The sequence below is a fragment of the Betaproteobacteria bacterium genome, from assembly GCA_016194905.1.
GTDB lineage: Bacteria > Pseudomonadota > Gammaproteobacteria > Burkholderiales > JACQAP01 > JACQAP01.
In genome coordinates this window covers 84,012-104,140 of sequence record JACQAP010000031.1, presented here as the reverse complement: position 1 = coordinate 104,140, position 20,129 = coordinate 84,012, and the positions used below count along the sequence as shown (strand labels likewise).

Below are 20,129 nucleotides of genomic sequence, written 5' to 3'. Positions count from 1 at the left end.
CGCGGTTGTGCTGTTAGCAGTATATTAGGCGGCAAAACATGGGGAGAGCCATCATGACCGCCAGTGCCGTTCGCGCCGAAGTCGATCGGGAAACGCCTTACGCCCGCCGCGCCCGTTACCTCACCAACGAAAACGGCTTCGCCTTCTCCTGGCCCGCGGTGCCGATTCACCAGTTTCTCGCCGAGCGCGATCGCGCTATCGATGCCGGGTCGCCGACCGGGCTGATCGCGCTGGACATCTCCGCCGACCTTTGCACGAAATATCCCGCTACCACGCCGACGCTGCTGTGCCGCTATGTGAAGATCCGCGCCACGGAGCAATTGCGCACGGCCTTTGCCGCGTCGGGTGAAATTTACTACGTCATGTCGGGCAGCGGAGAAAGCCGCAACGGCAATGACGTCATCGACTGGACGAGTGGCGACGTATTCTGTTTCCCGGGAGGCGGGGAAACTTTGCATCGCGCAGGCGGCGGAAACTGTCTGCTGTTCGCGGTAACCAACGAGCCGCTGCTGGCCTTCGAGCGGCTGCGTGCGCCGCTGCCGGGACAAGCGGTGGTCGAGACCACGCACTGGCCCGCCGCGGAAATCGAGCGCCGCTTCCAGGAAGTCTGGTGCCGTCTTGCGAGCGCAAATACCACGGGTGACTCGGTGCAATTTTCCACCGCTGCGCTGGAGCCGAGCTCCAACACCATCCCCACCATCAACACCGCCATCAATACGCTGGCGCCGGGTTGCGATCAACGCCCGCATCGCCACAACGGCGCCGCCGTGACGCTGGCGATCCAGGGAGAAGGCATTCACTCGATGATCGACGGCAAGCGCGTGGACTGGTCCACCGGCGCGGCGCAGATCACGCCGGCCACGCTGCTGCACTCCCATCACGGCCGCGGCACCCAGCGCATGCGCTCCTTCGTCGTCCAGGACGAAGGCCTGCATCATTACACGCGCACGCCGGGATTCAGTTTTGAGTAAAACCGTAACGGCGTGATGAAGTAATGAAGTCCCATAGCCCGGCTTGAGGAGAAATGGTCATGACCGAAGGAAGGCGAGTGCTCATTCCGACAATGCCGTTCGCGATGCTGCCCACCTGTCCGGAACACAGGGTTTCACGGCGCGAAGTATTGAAAATGTCCCTGGCGATGGGAGCGGTCGGTCTCGCCACGCCCTTGCTTGCGGCCGAGAAGGACAGCCCGGGATTCGATCCGAATGGACCGATGCCCACGCCCGATCAGATTCTCGGTCCGTTTTATCCGGTGCAAAAACCCGCCGATGGCGGCGCCGATCTCACGCGGCTCAAGGGCCGGGCGGGACAGGCGCAAGGGCAGGTGATCTACGTCACCGGAAGGGTATTGAGCTTGCGCGGCGAGCCGTGTCCGGGCGTGAAACTGGAGATTTGGCAAGCCAACGGCGCCGGCCGCTACACGCATCCGCACGATCGCAATCCTGCAGCGCTCGATCCGAACTTCGATGGTTACGCGAACGTGATCACCGACTCCGAAGGACGCTATCGCTACAGAACGGTCAAGCCCGGCGCTTATCCGGTCGTGGCCGACTACTGGAGGCCGCCGCACATCCACTACGACGTAACCGGCAAGGTCAACCGGCTGATCACGCAAATGTACTTCCCGGATGAGCCGCTGAACCAGAAGGATCCGCTGCTGCAACAATCCTGGGCGAAGAACAGTCTGATCGCCCAGGTCCTGCCGCCGACGGCGAACGAAGAGCCAGATTCAACACTCGTCATCTGGAACATCGTTCTGATACAGGGATGATCGGAAATCGGAAGCCACAGTCAGGGAGGAGGTAAAGAACATGGCTGACCCGGTTACGCTGCTGGTTGGAACGCGCAAAGGCGCATTCATTTTCCGCGCGAATGTGGCGCGAACGAAGTGGCATCTCGAAGGCCCGCATTTCCTCGGCAACATCGTCAATCACCTGATGGCGGATCCGCGCGACGGGCGCACGCTGCTGATGGCCGCGAAGACCGGCCATCTCGGACCGACGGTGTTTCGTTCGCAGGACGGCGGCAAAACCTGGACCGAGGCGAAGCAACCCCCCTCGTTCAGAAAGGCCCCGAGCGGAGAAGAAGGGCGCGCGGTGGAAAGCGTGTTCTGGCTTTCGCCCGCGCATGCTTCCGAACCCGGCGTCTGGTATGCGGGGACTTCGCCGCCGGGCCTGTTCCGGTCTGTCGACGGCGGCGTCACCTGGCAGGAAATCTCCGGGTTCAACGACGGCCTGGTTCTGCAGATAAAACACGCCATCGTCCCGGGGCCGGATGGCGCGCAGGTGCATTCGATCTGTGTCGACCCCACTGATGCGCGGCACCTCTATATCGGGATATCGATAGGCGGTGTTTTCGAGAGCATGGATGGGGGAGACGCGTGGCGTCCGCTGAACAAGGGCGTCGCGGCGGATTTCCTGCCGGATCCGAATGTCGAATACGGCCACGACCCGCACACGTTTGCGCTGCACCCGCGCAATCCGCAACGGCTCTATCAGCAAAACCATTGCGGCATCTATCGTCTGGATCGCCCGGGCACGGAGTGGAAAAGAATTGGTCTGAACATGCCGAAGGAGGTCGGCGACATCGGCTTTCCGATCGTCCTGCATCCGCGCGATCCGGACTGCGTCTTGGTATTCCCGATGGACGGCACCGAAGTCTGGCCGCGTACCAGCCCGGATGGTCGTCCCGCGGTTTTCCGCACGCGCGACGGCGGCGCTTCCTGGCAGCGCCTCGACAACGGGATGCCGAAGCAGCATGCATGGTGGACGGTGAAGCGGCAGGCAATGTGTGCCGATCGGGCCGATCCGGCCGGAATCTATTTCGGCACAACGAGCGGAGAGATCTGGGCCAGCGCCGACGAGGGAGAAAGCTGGTTGCGCGTCGCGGAGCACCTGCCGCACATCTACTCGGTTACCGTCGCTTGATCCGCGTCCTGATTCCAAGCCCGCTTTTTTCCTATACTGGCGGTCAGCGGCAAGTCGAAGCCGAAGGCGAATCGCTGGCCAGGCTGCTGGAAATGCTGGAAGCGCGCTACCCCGGCCTGCGTCACCGCATCGTGGACGAGCAGGACCGCATCCGCAAGCACATCCGCTTTTTCGTCAACGGCGAAATGGCCGAGCGACTTGACCGGGCCCTTGGTTCCGGAGACGAAGTGATGATCGTCGCCGCGCTCAGCGGCGGCTAAGCGGTTCCCCCGTTACGCGCACGCCGGCGTCGTCCTCAAGCGACAGCCGTTGGTGTCGCAATACTGTCTTGGAACTTAGCTAACGTTCGTCCTGTCACACCGGCAAATCGGAGGACAGAATGAACAAGCAGGAATTTCTGAAAAACGCGATCAGAACGATCGCGCAACGCGCCGGCGTCGAACGGCCGGTATTTCACCTTACGTCGGTGTCGCAGGATTCGGCCGGCGTATTCATCATGCAGACGACGTGGCCCGAAGGCAGGCTGATCTGCGAAAAGATCGCATATGCCGTAGCCGGGTTTCCGAAAGAGCCTTACACGAGTTGCGTTGCGCTGTTGCCGGATCTGGTCGACGAGATCATCCGGGCCGCGCAGAAAGGCAATGATGAGCCGCGTGATGCCGTAAGCGCGAAGATGAATCGGCTTTGAATTCAGGTTTGGAAAGGCGTCGTCGGTGCGCGCTCGCGGGCTGGCCAAGAATCTGGGCGAGCCGCTACACGGATACCGATCGCGGTTCGCGTTTTGTCAGGTCTGTCGCAGGGGCCGTAAATCGTGCGGTCCTGCGCGCGCCCCACAATCGTTCGCACAAGACAACGCGGCGGCGTTGACCCAGGATCGGCCTAGCGCTGCACATGCGCTTTCGGTCCGAGCAAGGCTTCGCGAAACCGGTTCTTGAGATGAGTGCCGTCGCGCGGCGGCAATACCAGCGGAAGCTTGTCGGCGGCGATCTTGATCTGTGCGAACAGCGGGCCTTGAGCGCGATGGATGTCTTCGCGTAACGCGGCAATCTGATCCATCGTGGTAATCATCGCCGACGACGGGAAACCACAGGCCTTCGCGGCGGCGGCGAGATCGACGCCGAACGCCGTATGCGTGGGCTGCATGCCGGTTTCGCCATAGCGTTCGTTGTCGAGCACGACGACCGCAAGATTGCGCGGGCGTCGCACGCCGACGGTGGCCAGCGATCCCATTCCCATCAGCAATTCCCCGTCTCCCGTGAGCACGAGAACGCGCCGATCCGGCTGTGCCAGAGCCAGTCCAAGTCCGATTGCCGCGGCGCCACCCATGCCGCCCCACAGCGGAAATGTCAGTGGATGATCGCCTGCATCGGTCGCGTCCCATGCCGGCGCGCCCAGTCCCGCGACGACCAGCAAGTCGCCGCGATCGGCGAGCAGCGTCCTCACGACGGTACGTCGTTCCAGCTTCGGTGCCTTGTCCGATGATCCGGTTGCGGGCATGATCCGTAGTCGACAGTGATCAGTTATCGAAGGTTTTTGCGCCCAGCAGCCGTTGTCCTATCAGCACGGCGGTCGGGCGCAACGTGTTGTAGGCGATGCGCAGCGCGCCTTCCGCGAGCGGCACGATGTCTTCTTCCCGATCGGCGCGATTCACCAGCACGCCCATTTCTTCGAGCACCGGCTGGGTGGCCTGTCCCATGGGCACCTGCCAGGGGTTGAATTCCGCCCAGTCGCCACGCATGGTCACCAGCATCGTCAGCGGTATCTGGCACACGGACAGCATCGACAGCATGTTGATGCAATTGCCCACGCCGCTCGACTGCATCAGCAACACGCTTTTGTCGCCGCCGAGCCACGCACCGACCGCGAGTGCTATGCCTTCTTCTTCGGTGGTAAGCCGGACTGCGCGCAACTCGTTGTCCGCTTCGCACAGTTTGATGAGCGCCGTATGGCCGGCATCAGGTACGAAACTGACTTGGTGGATATTCTGCTGCTTGAGCAGGCGGTGCAGTTCCTGGCTCCAGTTCGCGGCCATGATCCCGATGGAGGGTAGGTAGGGTCGGAGGACAAACGCGATTTGGCCACAGCCGGCTGGCTGCGGCAAGGATTGCGATCACCGATTATGAAATGCAGGGCTGGATTTCCCGTTCAGAAACGATAGGCAATGCCGGCGTTGATGGCCCAGTTGGCGCGATCCTGCACGATCGGCGAATCGCCGGCGTCGCCCTGCAGCCGCCGCACGCTGGCACCCCAGGGAATCAGCCAATGCTCGGACAGGTTCACCGAGCCGAGCAACCCGAGTTGCATGTAGCGCAGACCGGAACCCGCGTTGTATGCCGGCAGGCCGGTGACGGTCGATTGCTGCGGCGTGATGCCGAAGTAACTCTGCGTGGATTTGCCGTTGGCCCAGGTGAGCTGGCAGAACACGCCGGCTTCGACACCCCAGCGCGAGAAAATGCCGGCGGTCACGCGCAGGTCCGCCTGTGCACCCTGATCCGAGTCGATGCTCTGCCGGTAGCGAACGAGCGCATTCAGCGGCACTGCACCGATCTTCCAGTCGGCTTCGGCGTGCACGCCGACCGACGCACCGGGATCGAGATCGTCGAAGCGATGGTCTTTCAGAAAAGCGGAATCATCGGTGACACGCCCATCCTCGTACGCCACTTGCGCACCGAACACCCACGCGCCATATGGCCCGGTGCGCCATCCGCCTTCAAGCATGCCCTGGGTAGTGCGCGCGAACAGATGATCGCCGTACAGCCGAAGATAGGGAATGAGTTCCCCGCGACTGCTGTCCGCCCCTTCATAGGCCGGCCGGACGCGTACACCGATGCCGATATATTTTTCGTCGTCGGCCGTCTGCGCAGAGGCCTGGGAAGCGAGGCAAGTGGCGATGCCGGCGGAAAGAAGCAGAAGTTTGCGCATGGTCGACTTCGCAGATGGGCTATGACGAGAGACTAGCCGACGGCTCGCAAAGTTCCGTTAGAGCATCTCTAACGGTACTGGCGCTTTCGGCGGCGGAAACAACCGATCGAGTTCGGCAAGTTGTTCAACGGACAGATCGTGATCCAGCGCGCCGAGGTTTTCCTTCACGCGCTCGCGGCGGCCGGTTTTCGGAATCGCGATAATGTCGCCTTTCGCCATCAACCAGGCGAGGGCTGCCTGCACCGGGGTCATGCCGTGGCGTTTGCTGAAATCGGTGAGCTTCGGATTGCTCAGCAGTCGCGACTGTTCTATCGGCGAATACGCCATGACCGGGATGCGTTTCTCGCGAAGCCACGGCAGCAAATCCCACTCGATGCCGCGCCGTGTTAGGTTGTAGAGCAGCTGGTTCGTGGCTACGGCTTCGCCGCCGGGTAACGAGAATAATTCCTGCATGTCGTCGAGATCCATGTTGCTGACGCCGTAATAACGGATCTTGCCGGCTTTTTGCAGGGCCATGAAGCCTTCGATGGTTTCGCTGAAAGGGATGTTTCCGCGCCAGTGGAGCAGATAGAGATCGATACGGTTGGTGCGCATGCGTGTGAGACTGCGTTCGCATGCGGCGATGGTGCCTTTGCGCGAGGCGTTGTGCGGGTAGACCTTGCTGACGAGGAAAGCCTGGTCGCGCCGGCCGGCTATCGCCTCGCCGACCAGTTCTTCGGCTTTGCCTTCGCCGTACATCTCGGCCGTATCGATCAGTTTGAAGCCGAGATCGAGACCGAGCTGCAGCGTGGAAATCTCTTCCGCGCGGGTCTCGCGTTTTTCGCCCATGTACCAGGTGCCCTGGCCGAGCGCCGGGAGTTTTTCCCCGGACGGCAGCGTAAGGATCTTCATCTTTTTTTCTTGCACTCCTCTTCCCGAACAAGTCGGAAGCATTGCTCTGGCTGGGAATCAGCCGCCCGGAGGGGCCTCCGTCAACTTCATGATGATGTCGGCGTACCAGGCGCAATTCAGGTTCAGCCGTTCGTCTTCCGTGACATCGCGGTTGTTCACGTCCATCCGCGACGTGTGAACCCCGAGCAGCAGCCACGACAGGTCTCCACGGCCGGAATGCCGCGACGCCGCCCGGGCGACGACCGGCGCCCCGCTCGCGCCTCGATGCATTCGCGCATCCGTCAGGAAATATCCCTCGCCCTGGAAGCGCAGGCCGAACGAGGTCGCGATGATCGCCTGTCGTGCCACGGGCAGGTGATGCAGCGTGTCCTGGAATCCAAGCGGAAAGCCGACAATGAGGACCGACGTCCCCACCTCGATCTCGTCGAGCTGTCTGACCAGGTGATCGGGGGTAAACGCCTTCAGTGAAAGTGTCGCGGGAAGCGCCGGACGGTCCAGCTCCACGACCGCGACATCGACTTCGCCTGCCGAATCGATGCCCTCGCGCCACACCGATTTTCCGTCCCTGAACAGCGGAATCATGAACCGCTTGACCTGGACGGCGTTGTCGGGGTCCACATGCAGCTCGATCAGAAGACTGTCCGGATGATGATCGCCGGCCTCGTCCTTCAGCACATGCCGGGCGGTCACCAGGTACAACCGAGCATCGCGTTCGAAAAAGAAACCGGTGGCATTGGTTTTCTCTTTCTTGTTCAGTACGGTTGTGACGCGCGTTACGGCCAGCAACAGCGACTCGATCAAGTTATCCTCCCAAAATGGCGCCAAGTGCGCCGCCGAGTCCGGTCAGGATGATCGGCGGGGTCCGATATAATCTCTCAAAAGCGCCGGTCATGTCGCTTGATCGGTACCGTTGATTGCGTCGATGCGCATCTTCTGCGATGCCCGCTCGCCGGGCAAAGTTCCCCCGGGGGCTCCGCGGACCGTGAACAATGGTTCCGGATTCCCGTTGTCGCTGCCGCAGCCGTGTGATAATTTTCATCCGCCTGTATTCCAGACCGCCGACATGCAGAACCGACTGAAAATCCAATGGCTGCTCGCCGTGGCGGCCGTCGTGTGCATCGGATCGGGCGTTTACTACGCCGATCTGCTGAGATCTGCCTTCCTGCGCAACCCGATCCCACGGTCGGCGGAGTCGATTGCCAGGGGGCGGCAGCTTTTCGTGAAGGATTGCGCCGTGTGTCACGGCGCCGAAGGACGGGGCGATGGCGTAGCGGCCGCGGCTCTGCCGCAACGACCCGACGATCTGAGCAGGCTTGCGCCGCCGCCGGTATTTCCGGATGGCGTGGTCGCCTACCGGATCATCAACGGCGTGAAGATGATGCCCGCTTTCAAAGCTACGCTGAGCGAAAACGAAATCTGGGACCTGCTCAATTTCATTCGCTCGCTCGCGAAGCGGTGACTGGTGACTAATGATTGGTGACTGGCTTGAAGCTTCCGGTTTAACCAATCACCAATCGCCTGTCGCCAATCACCGATTTTCAGTCACGGCCTTACGAAGAACGATCCAGTCTGCTCTCCATCGCGGCTCAGCGATTCCACCCTGGCGGTCGAGAAGGCCTGCAGATCTTCGCTCTGGATGCCGAGGAAAATCGGTTCGGCATTTTCGCGATGGATGTTGATCTTGGCGTTGTAGACGGTGCGGGTCGTGCCGTGTTTGTCGACGATGTGATAGCGATTGACCAGGTAGCGGCCGGCGCCGAGGCTCGTTCCCGTGAGGTAGCAGCGGATGTTATCGATACTTCCGCCCGAAATGTTCATGCCATGCAACTGATCGAGGGTCGCGGCCGTGTTCTCGACGAAGTCCAGGGTGTCGTAACGAATTTTCCGCCAGGTCTTTTCTTCGATTATCTCGATCCGGAAGTCACCGAGCAGAATCTGGCCGGGTAATGCACGCTCGATCATGCGCGACAGGTCGATGGTGACCTGGCCGACGATGTAACTGAAGGTGGTCGGGTTCAGGCCCTCGACCTGATGGAACTCGTAGTGTTCGCCGATGTGGAATGCGGCACGCAGTTTCGGCACCCAGGAGCTACGGGCCTTGCGTTGCGCAACGGCATTGTCGGCCAGCACCATCATCATCAGCTTGTACAACTCGATGTTCGCTTCGGGCGTCGTCGCCCGGTTCCATATGTAAAAACCGTCGCCGGTGGTGGTTCGGGCGAAATTGATCTTGATATCTTTTTGCAGGAGCTGTCCGTAGGCGGAATTCACCGAGTAAGCCAGGCTGTTGAGCATGGCCATCTGGTCCAGTGGCGATCGCAGCGTGAACTCCACGGCATCGAGCAGCACCACGGCCCGGCCGCGTACCAGGGACACGCTGTAACGGCGGACCAGGCTGTTGATCAGCTCGATGTCCAGGTCGTACTCGATGCGGAAATTCACGTTGATGATTTCCGGCCTGGCGTCGAAGACGCTGCACACCCGGTCGAACATCTCCGGGACCAGGAACTTCGGCCCGGACAGCACGCCGTTGATGAACTTCACGGTATCCGTCATGCCTTCCCGGTGTGGCGTGTCGGCGTGAATGGCTTCGGGAATGGCGTAGTGGCGGACCGAAAGAAAGCGCAACTCCTGGCCCTTGAACGTCCAGGCGATCACGACATTGTCGCCAAGGTTCCAGAGCGTATAGAGTGCGTCGTCGAGCTTGGAGATCTCCTCGCGCGCCTGCGGCGCCAGACCCTGGGCGCTGTTTTCGTTGGCTGCAAAGGCGTTAATCCAGCTACCGCGTTTCATGGCTCCGTTCCTGACAAGCTCTGGTGTTTTACTGCGTAGCGCATCATCGCATGCCATTTCATGTCAATATCGAACATCGGTCAAGTTCGGGTGACCTGAAGGCGAGTTAGCAGGAACGCGTCATTGCGCTGGCAGTTTCTGCATGCCAGCCGGCGTTTCCCGGGGGTCGGAATGATGGAGGGCTTCTACGATCTGAAGCTTGTGGTGTTGTCCGTGGCGGTGGCCATCCTCGCCTCGTACACCGCTCTCGACCTCGCCGGCCGGGTCAGCACCTCCAGCCAGAGAAAATCCTGGGTCTGGCTTGTCGGCGGCGCGCTTTCCATGGGAACCGGCATATGGTCGATGCACTTCATCGCCATGCTGGCATTCCACCTTCCCATCCAGATCGTCTACGACCTGCCCGTCACCCTGATTTCGATGATCTTCGGAATCGTCGTCTCGGGGGGCGCGCTGTTCATCCTGCGCCGGCCGGTGCTGAGTACGCCGAATCTGACGACGGGCGCGACGCTGATGGGCATCGGCATCTGTGCCATGCACTACACCGGCATGATCGCCATGCGGATGTCTCCGCCCATTCGCTACGATCCGCTGCTCTTCGTCGCTTCCGTGCTGATCGCGATCGGGGCTTCCCTGGTGGCATTGTGGATGGCATACCGGCTGCGAAAGAAATATTCCGCGCTGGCCATCCTGGCCAAGCTCGGCAGCGCGGTCGTGATGGGACTGGCTATCGCGGGCATGCACTACACCGGCATGGCAGCGGCGCAGTTCGCGCCCGACAGCATCTGCCTCGGTGCGGGTTCGGGCGAGGGCATCGGCAGTTCCGCACTCGCGCTCGGCATCGGCGTCATCACGGTCAGCATCATGAGCGTCACCCTGGTCATCTCTTCGCTGGACGCGCATTTTGCGGCGAAGAACGCAAGGCTCGCGGTGTCGCTGCAGATCGCGAACGAGCAACTACGCAACATTGCCCTTTACGACAACCTGACCGGATTACCCAACCGCCTGCTGCTGGAAGATCGCATACAACAGGCGCTGGCCCACGTCGGGCGCACCGGCCGGGCTTTCGGGCTGCTCTTCGTGGATCTCGACAGGTTCAAACCCGTCAACGATTCCTACGGACACCAGATCGGGGACGAGTTGCTGAGGGCGGTGGCCCGGCGGCTCATGAGGAGCATCAGGAAGGAAGACACCGTCGGACGTACCGGGGGCGACGAGTTCCTGATCGTCTTGCACGAGATCTCCAGGGCCGAAGATGCGGCTGTGACCGGCGACAAGATTCTCGGCGAGCTGTCGCGGCCATTTCGCATCGAGGGCAAGGATCTGGAAATTTCGTGCAGTATCGGCATCAGTATCTGTCCCCGCGACGGCATGGATGTCCAGACGCTGGTGGCCAATGCCGATACAGCCATGTATCAGGTGAAGAAGGCCGGACGCAACGGCTATCGCTTCTTCATGCCCGAGGTTCGGGTTCCCCGTACCGGGGGCGTTCAGTAAGCACTCTACGCCAACATGCGTATGGCAGCCGGAGCAGGGCACCGGTTAAGCTGTCTCCATCGTCCTCATCCTATCGGAGAGACGCATGGCCGGCATTCCGATGTACCATCAGGGTTCACGGCAATTGCAGGATCGCCATTCCACCCGCACGCTCGCCGACCGGCTCGTCGAAGTCCTGCCGCCCGGCGATACGGAATCATTCAATTCTCATACTTGAACGACAGCAGCACCCGCGTGCGATACGCGACCACTTTGCCCTTGTCGACTTTCATGTCCATCTTTACGACCTCCGCGATGCGCAGGTCGCGCAGGGACTTTGCCGCAGCCCCCACCGCGTTCATCGCAGCGTCTTCCCAGGATTTTGTGCTTGTGCCGATCACTTCGACAATCTTGTAAATGGGTTCTGCCGCGTTTTTCTTGGCCATGAAACTCTCCTCCGTCGGAAAAGGCGCTTGGTGGACATGGACAACAGCCCCGAATCATCCTACACCCGAACCGGCCCGGTTTTCCATCCCGGAATCCGGCCAACTACTACGCTGACTGCGCCGCACTAAACTCGGCGTATCATGTCCAAGCAACCGTAGTAGCCCTCTCACGATCGTCTGCATCCGCGTCGAGCGTCTGGCTGCTGTTACATTTACTCGAACCTCGACCCATGAACGAATATCCGACTCAATCCGAACTTCTGAGCTGCCTGACGAGCATCGCAAACGTGGCCGGCGACACCACCAACGTACCGTTTCGGGTGGATGTCATTCCTCTCCACGGCAAGCCGCCGATGTATTCGGTGATGATCAAATCGCCGGCAAAAGACCTGCTTCGCAGGCAGATTGGCCAGATTCTGTCCCGCCCCTTCGCCCTGGGTGCGACTTCTTTCATGCTCACGGGCAGCGAGGCGGCGTCGCTGGTCGAGCGAGGGCACGGCAAGTAATTGACCGCACGGGGGATGCGGGTCCTCCCACGCAAAATGACCAACGGGCACCTTTCGGTGCCCGTTCTGTTTTGCGACAGCCGGACAATCGGGTCGCGACGGCGGGCCCGATCCGGGCGCCTTCTAGGAAGCCTGGCGCAGGGTGCCCGATCCGATACCGTTGTGGGAAAGGAAGGCGGCTGCACCTTCCTCGCCCATGTAGCGGGCGAGGCCGCGCGGATCGGAGGCGCGCAGATCGACCATGATCAACCCATCCAGAGCATCGTTGAACTGCTTGTCGGCGCTGAACGCGAGCAACCGGCCGCCGAGCTTGAGGTATTGCTTGAGCAGAATCGGCACGCCCTTGCTGTCGCGCTCGATCTGCCTGACCATGCGCGATACGTCCTCGATGTCGGTGAGCGCTGCGAACTCGGCACTATCGCAGGCCGCCGCTCTGCGGCTGCGGAAGGGCCGCCGTGGCTTCACATGGCGCGCGAGGTTCTCTTCGATGTTATTCGCACTCAGGTAATCGACGATCAGCCGGCGCGATGCCGGCTCGTAGTCATTGCTGATGCTGACCGCTCCGAACAGCATTGCGTATTGGGGATGCTGCACGATGAACTGCCCGATGCCGCGCCACAGGAGCATGAGGGGGGCGAAGCTGCGCTGGTATTCCACGCGCACGAACGATCGCCCCAGTTCGATCGCCGGGTTCATCGCCTGCAGGACGCGGTCGCCGTACTTGAACAGCGACTGCGTGTACAAGCCGCGTTTGCCGTAGCGGGCGACGATTTCGTCGGCGAGCCCCATGCGGTAGGCGCCTACGATTGCCTCCGCCTTCGTGTCCCATACGAACAGATGCAGATAGCAGGCATCGAACAGATCGACGTCCGAGGCCTTGCCCGTACCTTCGCCCACTGCGCGGAACGTCTGCTCGCGCAACCGTCCGATTTCCTGGAGGCACCAGGGAAACTGCTCGGCGCGTGCGCAGTGCACCGAGAACTGTCCGCTCGTGACAAGATGCTGGTCCGCGGGCAATGCCTCCACCTCGGCCTTGAGCAGGGACGCCGGAATCCCCGGGCGGATTTCCGCCGGGTCGGCTCCCGGCGCAGGGTCGGCGAAAAAGCGCACCGGCCCGAGTCCGGTGAACACAGTCTTGAGGCGGTCTTCGAAAAGTTGCGACAGGCGGGCAAGCGGGTGCAGGGAAAATGGGTCATCCGGAACGTACGACGGCCAGGAGCGTCTGTGCAGCATCAATGCACCCTCATGCAGTTATGCGATGCGCGGGCGGGAGTGCGCGCCCGCGCCACCGCTACGGCGCAAGACTAGACGCGGCCTTTTACGGGGCTATGAATACTGCATTGCGGATTTGTTTCAGGGCACGCGAGCGTTGGCGCGGACATCCAGCGGTACGGGGGGCAGGTTGGTTGCGCCGATCGCGAATTCCGGCGCCGCGAGTGTGTGCGGCATACGAGGCGCCGTCGACAGGTTACGTTCGGCATAGTCCCGCATCGACAGGCCGATGATCCAGTCTGAAATCACCAGCGGAATGCGCGCGGGCGCGAAAACCGGCAGCGTGCGCAGGAAGTGCAGCGTGCGCGATAGGCCGCCGGGCAGGATACCCTTGAAGACAAGCCGCGCGACGATGCGCAGCCGATCCGCGGCGCAATAGCCGCTGCGGTAGCTTGGCGTGCGCAGATAACGAACCTTGTTGCGGATCCGGTGCGCGATCCCGGCGTCGGTGAGCAGGCGGACGTAGAGCGCGCGGTAGCCCTCGGTCATCGCGTCCAGCGTCATGTTCTTCGGCACGACATTGGTCCTCCCGCGCGTGTTTTCGGCGGAGTCTTCACTGTCGTCGATGCGGCCCTCTTTCCGCAGCCGCTCGTAGAGCGGCGTGCGCGGCATCGCGGTCAGCATGCCGATCATGGCCGACTGGATGCCGGCATCGGTGATGAACTGGTATTGGCGCTCGAAGGTTTTCAGCGTGTCGTTGTCGAAGCCGATGATGAAACCGGCGAGCACGTCGATGTCGTGGGCGTAGACGCGCCGGATCGAGGTGAGGATGTCTTCGGCCAGGTTCTGCGTCTTCAGCGTTTCCTTCAGGCTTTCCGGGTCGGTCGATTCGATGCCGATGAACACCCAGCCGAAGTTCGCTTCGCGGAACAGCTCGAGCAGTTCGCGGTTCTGCGCCAGGTTGAGCGAAGCCTCCGTACCGAAGCTGAAGTCGTAGTCATGCTCTTTCTGGTAGCCGGCGAGGAAGCGCAGCAGCGACTTCGCCTGGGGAACGTTGCCAATCAGGTTGTCGTCGACAAAGAACACGCTGCGCATGCCGGCGGCGCGCAATGCGTCCAGCTCGCGTCCGATCTGCTCGTGGCTCTTCACGCGCGGCTTGCGCCCGAACATCACGATGATGTCGCAGAACTCGCAGCGGAACGGGCAGCCGCGCGAATACTGGAGCGTCGCGTTCGAGTAGCGATCGAGCCGCAGCAGGTCGAAGCGCGGCGTAGGCGAATCGGTAAGCGCGACGGTTCCGGTCTCGTGATAGAGCGGTTTCGGCTCGCCGCACAGGAAGTCCACGCAGAACTCTTTCCAGATGTACTCGGCCTCGCCCGCCACGACGGTATCGGCCAGGGTCGCGTACTTTTCGTTGCAAAGGGAGGTAAAGCTGCCGCCGGCGACGGTGTAATAGCCGCGGCTGCGGTAATGCGCGAGCAACTCGCGTTGGCGCTGGAATTGCACGCCCATGCCGCACACGCCGACGATGTCGGCGTCGGGATCGGGCGGCACCGCCTCCACGTTCTCGTCGACGATACGTACATCCCAGTCGGGCGGGCATAGCGCCGCGAGCGTGGCCAGCCCGAGCGGCGGGCAGGTCGTGCGCTTGCGGGGAAGAACTTCATCGATCGCCCAGGTAAAGCTCCAGAAGCTTTCCGGGAACTTCGGGTTGATCAGGAGCAGGCGCATCAGGCGGGACCTTTCACTGCGAGTAATCCGCGCGCACCCTACAGTTGCATCGTTGCGTGGGTGTGACAGGGGTTCCGCCTTCACGGGTCGAACAATCCGATGGCCCATGCCGGCGTACCTGCCCTGCCCACGCCCGCCTCGGAGCGGCGCTACAATGGCTTATCTTCCGCGGAAGCAGGCGGCATGCAAACGCGAATCGGCAAATATGTTCTCAAGAAAAAACTCGGCGCCGGCGCCAGCGGCACCGTTTATCTGGCGCTCGACGAATTTTCCGGGCGGAATGTCGCGCTGAAATTCTATGAAGCGGGAAAGTCGGCGGGCGCCTCGAACTTCGCACGCTCGCAATTCCTGACCGAAGCGGCGCTGGCCGGGCGCTTGTGGCACCCGCATATCGCTCTGATCATGGATGCCTGCTCGGACGACACCATGAGCTACGTCGTCACGGAATTCGTCCCGGGCGGCAGCCTGTCGCAGTTCACCGGCCCGCGCGGCCTTCTGTCGGTGCCGGAAGTGGTCGAGATCGGCTTCAAGTGTTCCGGTGCACTCGATTACGCGTTTCGCAACAATGTCATCCACCGCGACATCAAGCCCGCAAACATCCTGCGCACGGCAGAAATGCAGGTGAAAATCTCGGACTTCGGTGTTGCCTTCATCCGCAATGCGAGCCATACCCAGATCATGGATGCCGGGTCGCCTTACTATGCTTCTCCCGAGCAGGCCACCGGCGCGGACCTGTCCCACCACAGCGACATGTTTTCGCTCGGTGTCGTGCTCTACGAGATGCTGGCCGGACAACGTCCGTTCACCGGCGAAAGCAATGGCCAGGTCCTGCACAGGCTCGTAACCGCCGACCCCGAGCCCCTTTCGCGCGTTTGCCCCGACTTGCCGGGCGCGCTCGGTGATATCGTCATGCGCGCGCTGCAAAAGAGACCGGGCGACCGCTACGAGAATTGGGCGGAATTCGCGCTCGACCTCGCCAAGGCGGGCCGGTTGAGCAAGTACGACAAAACCATTCCCGACAGCGAAAAATTCACCGCGCTCAAAAGCCGGCCGATGCTGGCGGAACTGGACGATGCGGAGATCTGGGAGTTCGTCGGGGCAGGAACCTGGTCGAGACTGCCGTCCTATGCGGCGGTGGTGCGCGAAGGCGAACCCGGGGACAGCCTGTTCCTGCTCGCGAGCGGCGAAGCGAAGGTCACGCTGCAAGGCCGGCTACTCAATGTGCTCGCGACGGGGGAATGGTTCGGCGAACAGCCCTTCATCCACGGCCATGCGGTCCCTCGCCAGGCGACGGTCGAAACCACCGTCGACTCGGTGCTCGTTGAATTCCCGCTCGATAAGCTGGAGGCGCTCGGCGATCGCTGCCAGCGACGCTTCGTGAAGGCGCTGCTGCGAACGCTAGCCGATCGGCTGACGCTGTCGAATGTTCGCATTTCAAGAATGGGATAAGGGTGTCAGCAACACCCTATTTACGTCGTCCGTGGTCCGCAGTTTCCTGGTTGACTGTCTCTTTGCGTCCCCCCAGCATGTTCCGCTACCATCCACCGATAACGATGACTGCAGGAGGGCGTCCGGCGCAAAGCCGCACGCGAAAATCATGAGCGATACAAGGGGAGCCCTTATCAATCGGTTAGAAAAACAAGCCCGCCAAGTGCGGCGTAACATCTGGCGTGCGGTTCGCGCCGGCGGTGGCGGACACATAGGCGGATCTTCCTCGGCGGCCGACATCCTCGCGGCGCTCTATTTCCATCGCCTCAACATACGATCAAGCGAACCCGACTGGCCGGAGCGCGACCGGTTCGTACTCTCCAAGGGACACGCCAACGCCGCGCTTGGCGCCGTGCTGGTGCAGGCGGGCTTCATCGACGACGCAGTCCTCGACAAGTTCTATGCTTTCGAATCTCCCTTCGGTATGCACCCCGACATCAAGGTCGCCGGCGTGGAGATGTGCACCGGCGCGCTCGGACACGGGCTGCCGGTGGCGGTGGGCATGGCGCTGGGCGCGCGCATCCAGAAGAAGGCATTCCACACCTTCGTCATGATCGGCGATGGCGAATTGCACGAAGGCTCGAACTGGGAAGCAGCGATGGCGGCCGCGCATTACAAGCTTTCGACCCTCACCGCCATCATTGACTGCAACAAGATCTGCCAGAGCGGTCGGGTCAACGAAGTCATCGGCGTCGATCCTCTCGCCGACAAATGGCGCGCTTTCGGCTGGGAAGTGCGCGAGATCGACGGTCACGACATGGGGGAGGTGGTCGATACGCTCGACGCGCTACCCCTGAACCCGGATCGCCCGACAGCCCTTATTGCGCATACCGTCAAGGGCAAGGGCGTGAGCTTCGCCGAGAACACTTACCTCTGGCACAGCAATTCGGTCAACGACGAGATCTACGCAAAGGCTCTTCTGGAATTAGGCGAACCGACTAAAGAGGCGGCACCATGAACGCTCCCGAACCTGTTCCCGCCGAGTGGCGCACCAGATCGGCCAATCAGACGCGTCTCGCGTTCGGCCAGGCCTTGATCGAGATCGGCGCGCGCGAGCCGCGCGCGGTGGTGTTGTCCGCCGACACCCAGGATCTGCTCGGCATCCGTCCTTATATCGAACGCTTTCGCGACCGCTTCATCGAACTGGGCATCGCCGAACAGAACGCAATCGGTGCTGCATCCGGCCTCGCGACCACGGGCCTGCATCCTTACGTGTGCGCCTACGCGCCGTTCATCACCGCGCGCAGCATGGAGCAGGTGCGAAACGATGTGGCCTACGCCAACCAGCGTGTGGTGATCGGCGCGGCGGCGAGCGGCATCTCGCTGGGCGTTGCCGGCGGCACGCATCACGCGCTGGAGGATATCGCGCTGATGCGCAGCCTGCCTAACATGACCGTCATCGTCCCCGCCGACGTGAACGAAGCCTACAAGGCCGCGCTGGCGACGCTCGATATCGATGGCCCCGTCTATCTCCGGCTCGGCGGCCGCGCGGAAGAGCCGCCGGTCGGCGACCCCGAGGCTGCGTTTCGCCTTGGCCGTGCAGTGCAACTGCGCTCCGGCAAGGACGTTGCCGTGATCGCCTGCGGCGCACTGGTCGATATGGCGGTGCGGGCATCGGATCTGCTGAAAAAGGAAGGCATTGGCGTTCGCGTGCTGAACATGCACACGATCAAACCTCTGGATCGCGATGCGATTCTCGCCGCGGCGGCCGAGACCCGCGGCATCGTCACGGCCGAAGAGCATCACCTCGCCGGCGGACTGGGCGGTGCGGTCGCCGAACTGCTCGCCGTCGAACATCCGACGCGCATGCGCATGGTCGGCATGCCCGACGTCTTTGCGATGGTCGGGCCGACGGGCCCATTGCGTGCGAAGTACGGCATGAGCGCGGAGGCGATCGTGGACGCCTGTCGCGCGTTGCTCGGTCAGGCCATGTGCAGTTCCCCGGCCGCCGAGGGCGGATAAACCGGGTTTAAGGCAAGGCAATCGCAAAGAAACTGGCGCGAACTGTCGATTCCGGGGACGGCCGTTCGTCGTAGGGGTGCTCCGATCCGGGGCCATCATCCAAGGAGAACGGCAATGGAGTTCATGATCCTTATCTACGGCGACGAAAGTGCCTGGCCCGACCTCAGCGAGGCTCAGCTCAAGGCCATGTACGCGGAATACGGCGTTTACACGCAGGAGCTCATCAAGGCCGGCGTGATGCGCGCCGGCTCAGCACTGAAACCCGTGGCCACCGCGACGACCGTGCGCCTTCGCGGCGGCAAAGTGCTCAACACCGACGGCCCCTTTGCCGAAACCAAGGAGCAGCTAGGCGGCTACTACCTCATCGACGTCCCGGATCTCGACGTGGCGGTCAAGTGGGCGGGCAAATGTCCCGGCGCGAAAACGGGATCATGCGAAGTGAGGCCGCTCGCTCCTTCGCCCAAGTAGCTTCGCGTGCTCGGCCGTATCGTCGACGAGCTCGCACGCCGCGAAGGCCCGCGTATTCTCGCGGGCCTCATCGGGCGCCTGGGCGGCAACTTCGACCTTGCCGAAGATTGCCTGCAGGATGCTTACGAGCGCGCGCTCGATGCCTGGCCCTCGGCGGGCATTCCGGAACATCCCGCGGCCTGGCTCACGACCGTTGCAAAGCGGTGTGCAATAGACCGGCTGCGGCGCTCGCGGCGAAACGTAGACGATGGTGACCTCATTCTCGATCAGCTTGCCGTCGAAGAGCCGGAACCGGTCGACACGAGCGGGTTGCCAGATGACCGCCTGCGACTGATCTTCACCTGCTGCCATCCGGCGATCGCCGAGCCGGCACAAATGGCACTTGCACTGCGCACACTGTGCGGACTTTCCACGCGCGCGATCGCGCGTGCATTCCTCGAGCCCGAGGCAACGACGGCACAACGCCTTGTGCGTGCCAAGAAAAAAATCTCCGCAGCGCGCATTCCCTATGTCGTGCCCTCGCACGAGGAGCTTCCCGAGCGGCTTGCCGCCGTGCTCGGGGCCATCTATCTCGTCTTCAACGAAGGCTATTCGGCGACCGAAGGCGCGTCGCTCGTGCGCCCGGACCTGAGCGGCGAGGCGATCCGTCTCGCGCGTTTGCTCGCGCAACTCCTGCCGGACCAGCCCGAGGCGTTCGGCCTGCTTGCGCTGATGCTGCTGCACGACGCACGGCGCGATACCCGCGTCGGCGCCGATAATGCGCTGGTTCCGCTCGAGGAGCAGGATCGATCGCGCTGGGAGCGGGCGAAAATAACCGAAGGGCTAGCCGCGCTCGACCGCGCGATCGCGATGCGCCGTCGCGGGCCGTATCAGGTGCAGGCCGCGATCGCGGCGCTGCACGCGAAGGCCGGGGATGCGTCGTCCACGGACTGGGTGCAGATCGCGGCGCTTTACGGTGCGCTGTACGCGATGATGCCCACCGCGATCGTCGAGCTGAATGCCGCTGCGGCAGTCGCGATGGTGGAGGGGCCGGAAAAAGGGCTGGAGTGGATCGATCGCGTGGAAGCGCACGGCGAACTCGGCGACTACCACCTGCTGCCCGCGGCGCGCGCGGATCTGCTGCGACGTGCGGGCCAAGGCGGCGCGGCTGCGACGCACTATCGCCGGGCCATCGAACTCGCGCGAAATCCTGCCGAGCGGTTGTATCTCGAGCGCCGGCTGCGCGAAGTGGCCGGCTGAACGCGGAGGCGATCATGGCCGCCCGGCCCTCAGCCCGGAGAAATCCCGCTACACTCCGCCCTGCTCATAAC

Annotated in this window: 22 protein-coding genes; 13 read left to right on the top strand and 9 right to left on the bottom strand. The window is 62.4% G+C overall.

What is annotated here, in order from left to right; genetic code table 11:
• Positions 1-53: 53 nt before the first annotated feature.
• The 5 genes from HY067_21330 to HY067_21310 all read left to right on the top strand — a co-directional run bounded on the left by HY067_21330 (position 54) and on the right by HY067_21310 (position 3,615).
• Complete coding sequence (locus HY067_21330) at positions 54-971, top strand: cupin domain-containing protein (GenBank protein MBI3530497.1); 918 nt, start codon at positions 54-56, stop codon at positions 969-971.
• Between the two features lie 59 nt (positions 972-1,030).
• Positions 1,031-1,771 (top strand): protocatechuate 3,4-dioxygenase, encoded by a 741-nt coding sequence (locus HY067_21325; protein MBI3530496.1) that lies wholly within the window; start codon positions 1,031-1,033, stop codon positions 1,769-1,771.
• 40 nt (positions 1,772-1,811) lie between these two features.
• A complete protein-coding gene (locus HY067_21320; GenBank protein MBI3530495.1) occupies positions 1,812-2,927 on the top strand; it encodes a glycosyl hydrolase in 1,116 nt (371 codons plus the stop codon).
• Positions 2,927-3,187: a MoaD/ThiS family protein gene (locus tag HY067_21315; protein ID MBI3530494.1), complete on the top strand. Its 261-nt coding sequence runs from the start codon at positions 2,927-2,929 to the stop codon at positions 3,185-3,187. The genes HY067_21320 and HY067_21315 overlap by 1 nt, the downstream gene beginning before the upstream one ends.
• A 119-nt stretch (positions 3,188-3,306) precedes the next feature.
• Positions 3,307-3,615, top strand: a complete 309-nt coding sequence (locus HY067_21310) for a hypothetical protein (GenBank protein MBI3530493.1) — start codon at positions 3,307-3,309, stop codon at positions 3,613-3,615.
• A 191-nt stretch (positions 3,616-3,806) separates the two neighbouring features.
• On the opposite strand, the gene HY067_21305 is transcribed toward HY067_21310, so the two are convergent.
• The 5 genes from HY067_21305 to HY067_21285 form a co-directional block, all read right to left on the bottom strand.
• A complete protein-coding gene (locus HY067_21305) occupies positions 3,807-4,424 on the bottom strand; it encodes an aldehyde dehydrogenase (GenBank protein MBI3530492.1) in 618 nt (205 codons plus the stop codon).
• Between the two features lie 19 nt (positions 4,425-4,443).
• The gene (locus HY067_21300; protein MBI3530491.1) at positions 4,444-4,959 is read right to left on the bottom strand and encodes a phosphonopyruvate decarboxylase; all 516 of its coding nucleotides are present in this window, start codon (positions 4,957-4,959) and stop codon (positions 4,444-4,446) included.
• Positions 4,960-5,072: 113 nt separating this feature from the next.
• The gene (locus HY067_21295) at positions 5,073-5,849 is read right to left on the bottom strand and encodes a MipA/OmpV family protein (protein ID MBI3530490.1); all 777 of its coding nucleotides are present in this window, start codon (positions 5,847-5,849) and stop codon (positions 5,073-5,075) included.
• Between the two features lie 57 nt (positions 5,850-5,906).
• Positions 5,907-6,740, bottom strand: a complete 834-nt coding sequence (locus tag HY067_21290) for an aldo/keto reductase (protein MBI3530489.1) — start codon at positions 6,738-6,740, stop codon at positions 5,907-5,909.
• Positions 6,741-6,797: 57 nt separating this feature from the next.
• On the bottom strand, positions 6,798-7,541 hold the full coding sequence (locus HY067_21285) for a trypsin-like peptidase domain-containing protein (GenBank protein ID MBI3530488.1): 744 nt from the start codon (positions 7,539-7,541) through the stop codon (positions 6,798-6,800).
• Between the two features lie 262 nt (positions 7,542-7,803).
• Here HY067_21285 and HY067_21280 point away from each other — a divergent pair, with 262 nt between their 5' ends.
• Entirely contained in the window at positions 7,804-8,199 is a 396-nt protein-coding gene (locus HY067_21280; protein MBI3530487.1) for a cytochrome c, read from the top strand.
• Positions 8,200-8,282: 83 nt separating this feature from the next.
• Here HY067_21280 and HY067_21275 read toward each other — a convergent pair whose 3' ends face one another.
• The gene (locus HY067_21275) at positions 8,283-9,533 is read right to left on the bottom strand and encodes a hypothetical protein (GenBank protein ID MBI3530486.1); all 1,251 of its coding nucleotides are present in this window, start codon (positions 9,531-9,533) and stop codon (positions 8,283-8,285) included.
• Positions 9,534-9,656: 123 nt separating this feature from the next.
• Between HY067_21275 and HY067_21270 the strand changes: the two genes are divergently transcribed.
• Positions 9,657-11,027 (top strand): diguanylate cyclase, encoded by a 1,371-nt coding sequence (locus tag HY067_21270; GenBank protein MBI3530485.1) that lies wholly within the window; start codon positions 9,657-9,659, stop codon positions 11,025-11,027.
• 200 nt (positions 11,028-11,227) lie between these two features.
• On the opposite strand, the gene HY067_21265 is transcribed toward HY067_21270, so the two are convergent.
• Positions 11,228-11,452, bottom strand: a complete 225-nt coding sequence (locus HY067_21265; protein MBI3530484.1) for a dodecin domain-containing protein — start codon at positions 11,450-11,452, stop codon at positions 11,228-11,230.
• 230 nt (positions 11,453-11,682) lie between these two features.
• Here HY067_21265 and HY067_21260 point away from each other — a divergent pair, with 230 nt between their 5' ends.
• Positions 11,683-11,958, top strand: a complete 276-nt coding sequence (locus tag HY067_21260; GenBank protein MBI3530483.1) for a hypothetical protein — start codon at positions 11,683-11,685, stop codon at positions 11,956-11,958.
• A 123-nt stretch (positions 11,959-12,081) separates the two neighbouring features.
• Here the strand turns inward: HY067_21260 and HY067_21255 are convergent, their stop codons facing one another.
• Both HY067_21255 and HY067_21250 read right to left on the bottom strand, forming a co-directional pair.
• The gene (locus HY067_21255; protein MBI3530482.1) at positions 12,082-13,191 is read right to left on the bottom strand and encodes a GNAT family N-acetyltransferase; all 1,110 of its coding nucleotides are present in this window, start codon (positions 13,189-13,191) and stop codon (positions 12,082-12,084) included.
• A gap of 120 nt (positions 13,192-13,311) precedes the next feature.
• Positions 13,312-14,901, bottom strand: coding sequence for a radical SAM protein (locus tag HY067_21250; protein ID MBI3530481.1), 1,590 nt, complete (start codon positions 14,899-14,901; stop codon positions 13,312-13,314).
• Positions 14,902-15,084: 183 nt separating this feature from the next.
• On the opposite strand from HY067_21250, the gene HY067_21245 reads away from it, so the two are divergent.
• From HY067_21245 to HY067_21225, 5 genes are all read left to right on the top strand, one after another.
• Positions 15,085-16,350, top strand: coding sequence for a protein kinase (locus HY067_21245; GenBank protein ID MBI3530480.1), 1,266 nt, complete (start codon positions 15,085-15,087; stop codon positions 16,348-16,350).
• A gap of 148 nt (positions 16,351-16,498) precedes the next feature.
• Positions 16,499-17,347 carry a transketolase gene (locus HY067_21240; protein ID MBI3530479.1) on the top strand — a complete coding sequence of 283 codons (849 nt, stop codon included), beginning with the start codon at positions 16,499-16,501 and terminating at the stop codon, positions 17,345-17,347.
• Positions 17,344-18,351 carry a transketolase family protein gene (locus HY067_21235; GenBank protein ID MBI3530478.1) on the top strand — a complete coding sequence of 336 codons (1,008 nt, stop codon included), beginning with the start codon at positions 17,344-17,346 and terminating at the stop codon, positions 18,349-18,351. Before HY067_21240 ends, HY067_21235 begins: the two co-directional genes overlap by 4 nt.
• A 114-nt stretch (positions 18,352-18,465) precedes the next feature.
• Positions 18,466-18,819 carry a YciI family protein gene (locus tag HY067_21230; protein MBI3530477.1) on the top strand — a complete coding sequence of 118 codons (354 nt, stop codon included), beginning with the start codon at positions 18,466-18,468 and terminating at the stop codon, positions 18,817-18,819.
• 6 nt (positions 18,820-18,825) lie between these two features.
• Complete coding sequence (locus HY067_21225; protein ID MBI3530476.1) at positions 18,826-20,058, top strand: RNA polymerase sigma factor; 1,233 nt, start codon at positions 18,826-18,828, stop codon at positions 20,056-20,058.
• The last annotated feature ends 71 nt before the right edge of the window (positions 20,059-20,129 follow it).

Bases quoted from the DNA above. Each gene is read 5' to 3' on its own strand.
- HY067_21330 (MBI3530497.1), top strand. From the start codon at position 54: ATGACCGCCAGTGCCGTTCGCGCCGAAGTCGATCGGGAAACGCCTTAC.
- HY067_21325 (MBI3530496.1), top strand. From the start codon at position 1,031: ATGACCGAAGGAAGGCGAGTGCTCATTCCGACAATGCCGTTCGCGATG.
- HY067_21320 (MBI3530495.1), top strand. From the start codon at position 1,812: ATGGCTGACCCGGTTACGCTGCTGGTTGGAACGCGCAAAGGCGCATTC.
- HY067_21310 (MBI3530493.1), top strand. From the start codon at position 3,307: ATGAACAAGCAGGAATTTCTGAAAAACGCGATCAGAACGATCGCGCAA.
- HY067_21305 (MBI3530492.1), bottom strand. From the start codon at position 4,424: ATGCCCGCAACCGGATCATCGGACAAGGCACCGAAGCTGGAACGACGT.
- HY067_21300 (MBI3530491.1), bottom strand. From the start codon at position 4,959: ATGGCCGCGAACTGGAGCCAGGAACTGCACCGCCTGCTCAAGCAGCAG.
- HY067_21295 (MBI3530490.1), bottom strand. From the start codon at position 5,849: ATGCGCAAACTTCTGCTTCTTTCCGCCGGCATCGCCACTTGCCTCGCT.
- HY067_21290 (MBI3530489.1), bottom strand. From the start codon at position 6,740: ATGAAGATCCTTACGCTGCCGTCCGGGGAAAAACTCCCGGCGCTCGGC.
- HY067_21280 (MBI3530487.1), top strand. From the start codon at position 7,804: ATGCAGAACCGACTGAAAATCCAATGGCTGCTCGCCGTGGCGGCCGTC.
- HY067_21275 (MBI3530486.1), bottom strand. From the start codon at position 9,533: ATGAAACGCGGTAGCTGGATTAACGCCTTTGCAGCCAACGAAAACAGC.
- HY067_21265 (MBI3530484.1), bottom strand. From the start codon at position 11,452: ATGGCCAAGAAAAACGCGGCAGAACCCATTTACAAGATTGTCGAAGTG.
- HY067_21260 (MBI3530483.1), top strand. From the start codon at position 11,683: ATGAACGAATATCCGACTCAATCCGAACTTCTGAGCTGCCTGACGAGC.
- HY067_21255 (MBI3530482.1), bottom strand. From the start codon at position 13,191: ATGCTGCACAGACGCTCCTGGCCGTCGTACGTTCCGGATGACCCATTT.
- HY067_21250 (MBI3530481.1), bottom strand. From the start codon at position 14,901: ATGCGCCTGCTCCTGATCAACCCGAAGTTCCCGGAAAGCTTCTGGAGC.
- HY067_21245 (MBI3530480.1), top strand. From the start codon at position 15,085: ATGCAAACGCGAATCGGCAAATATGTTCTCAAGAAAAAACTCGGCGCC.
- HY067_21240 (MBI3530479.1), top strand. From the start codon at position 16,499: ATGAGCGATACAAGGGGAGCCCTTATCAATCGGTTAGAAAAACAAGCC.
- HY067_21235 (MBI3530478.1), top strand. From the start codon at position 17,344: ATGAACGCTCCCGAACCTGTTCCCGCCGAGTGGCGCACCAGATCGGCC.
- HY067_21230 (MBI3530477.1), top strand. From the start codon at position 18,466: ATGGAGTTCATGATCCTTATCTACGGCGACGAAAGTGCCTGGCCCGAC.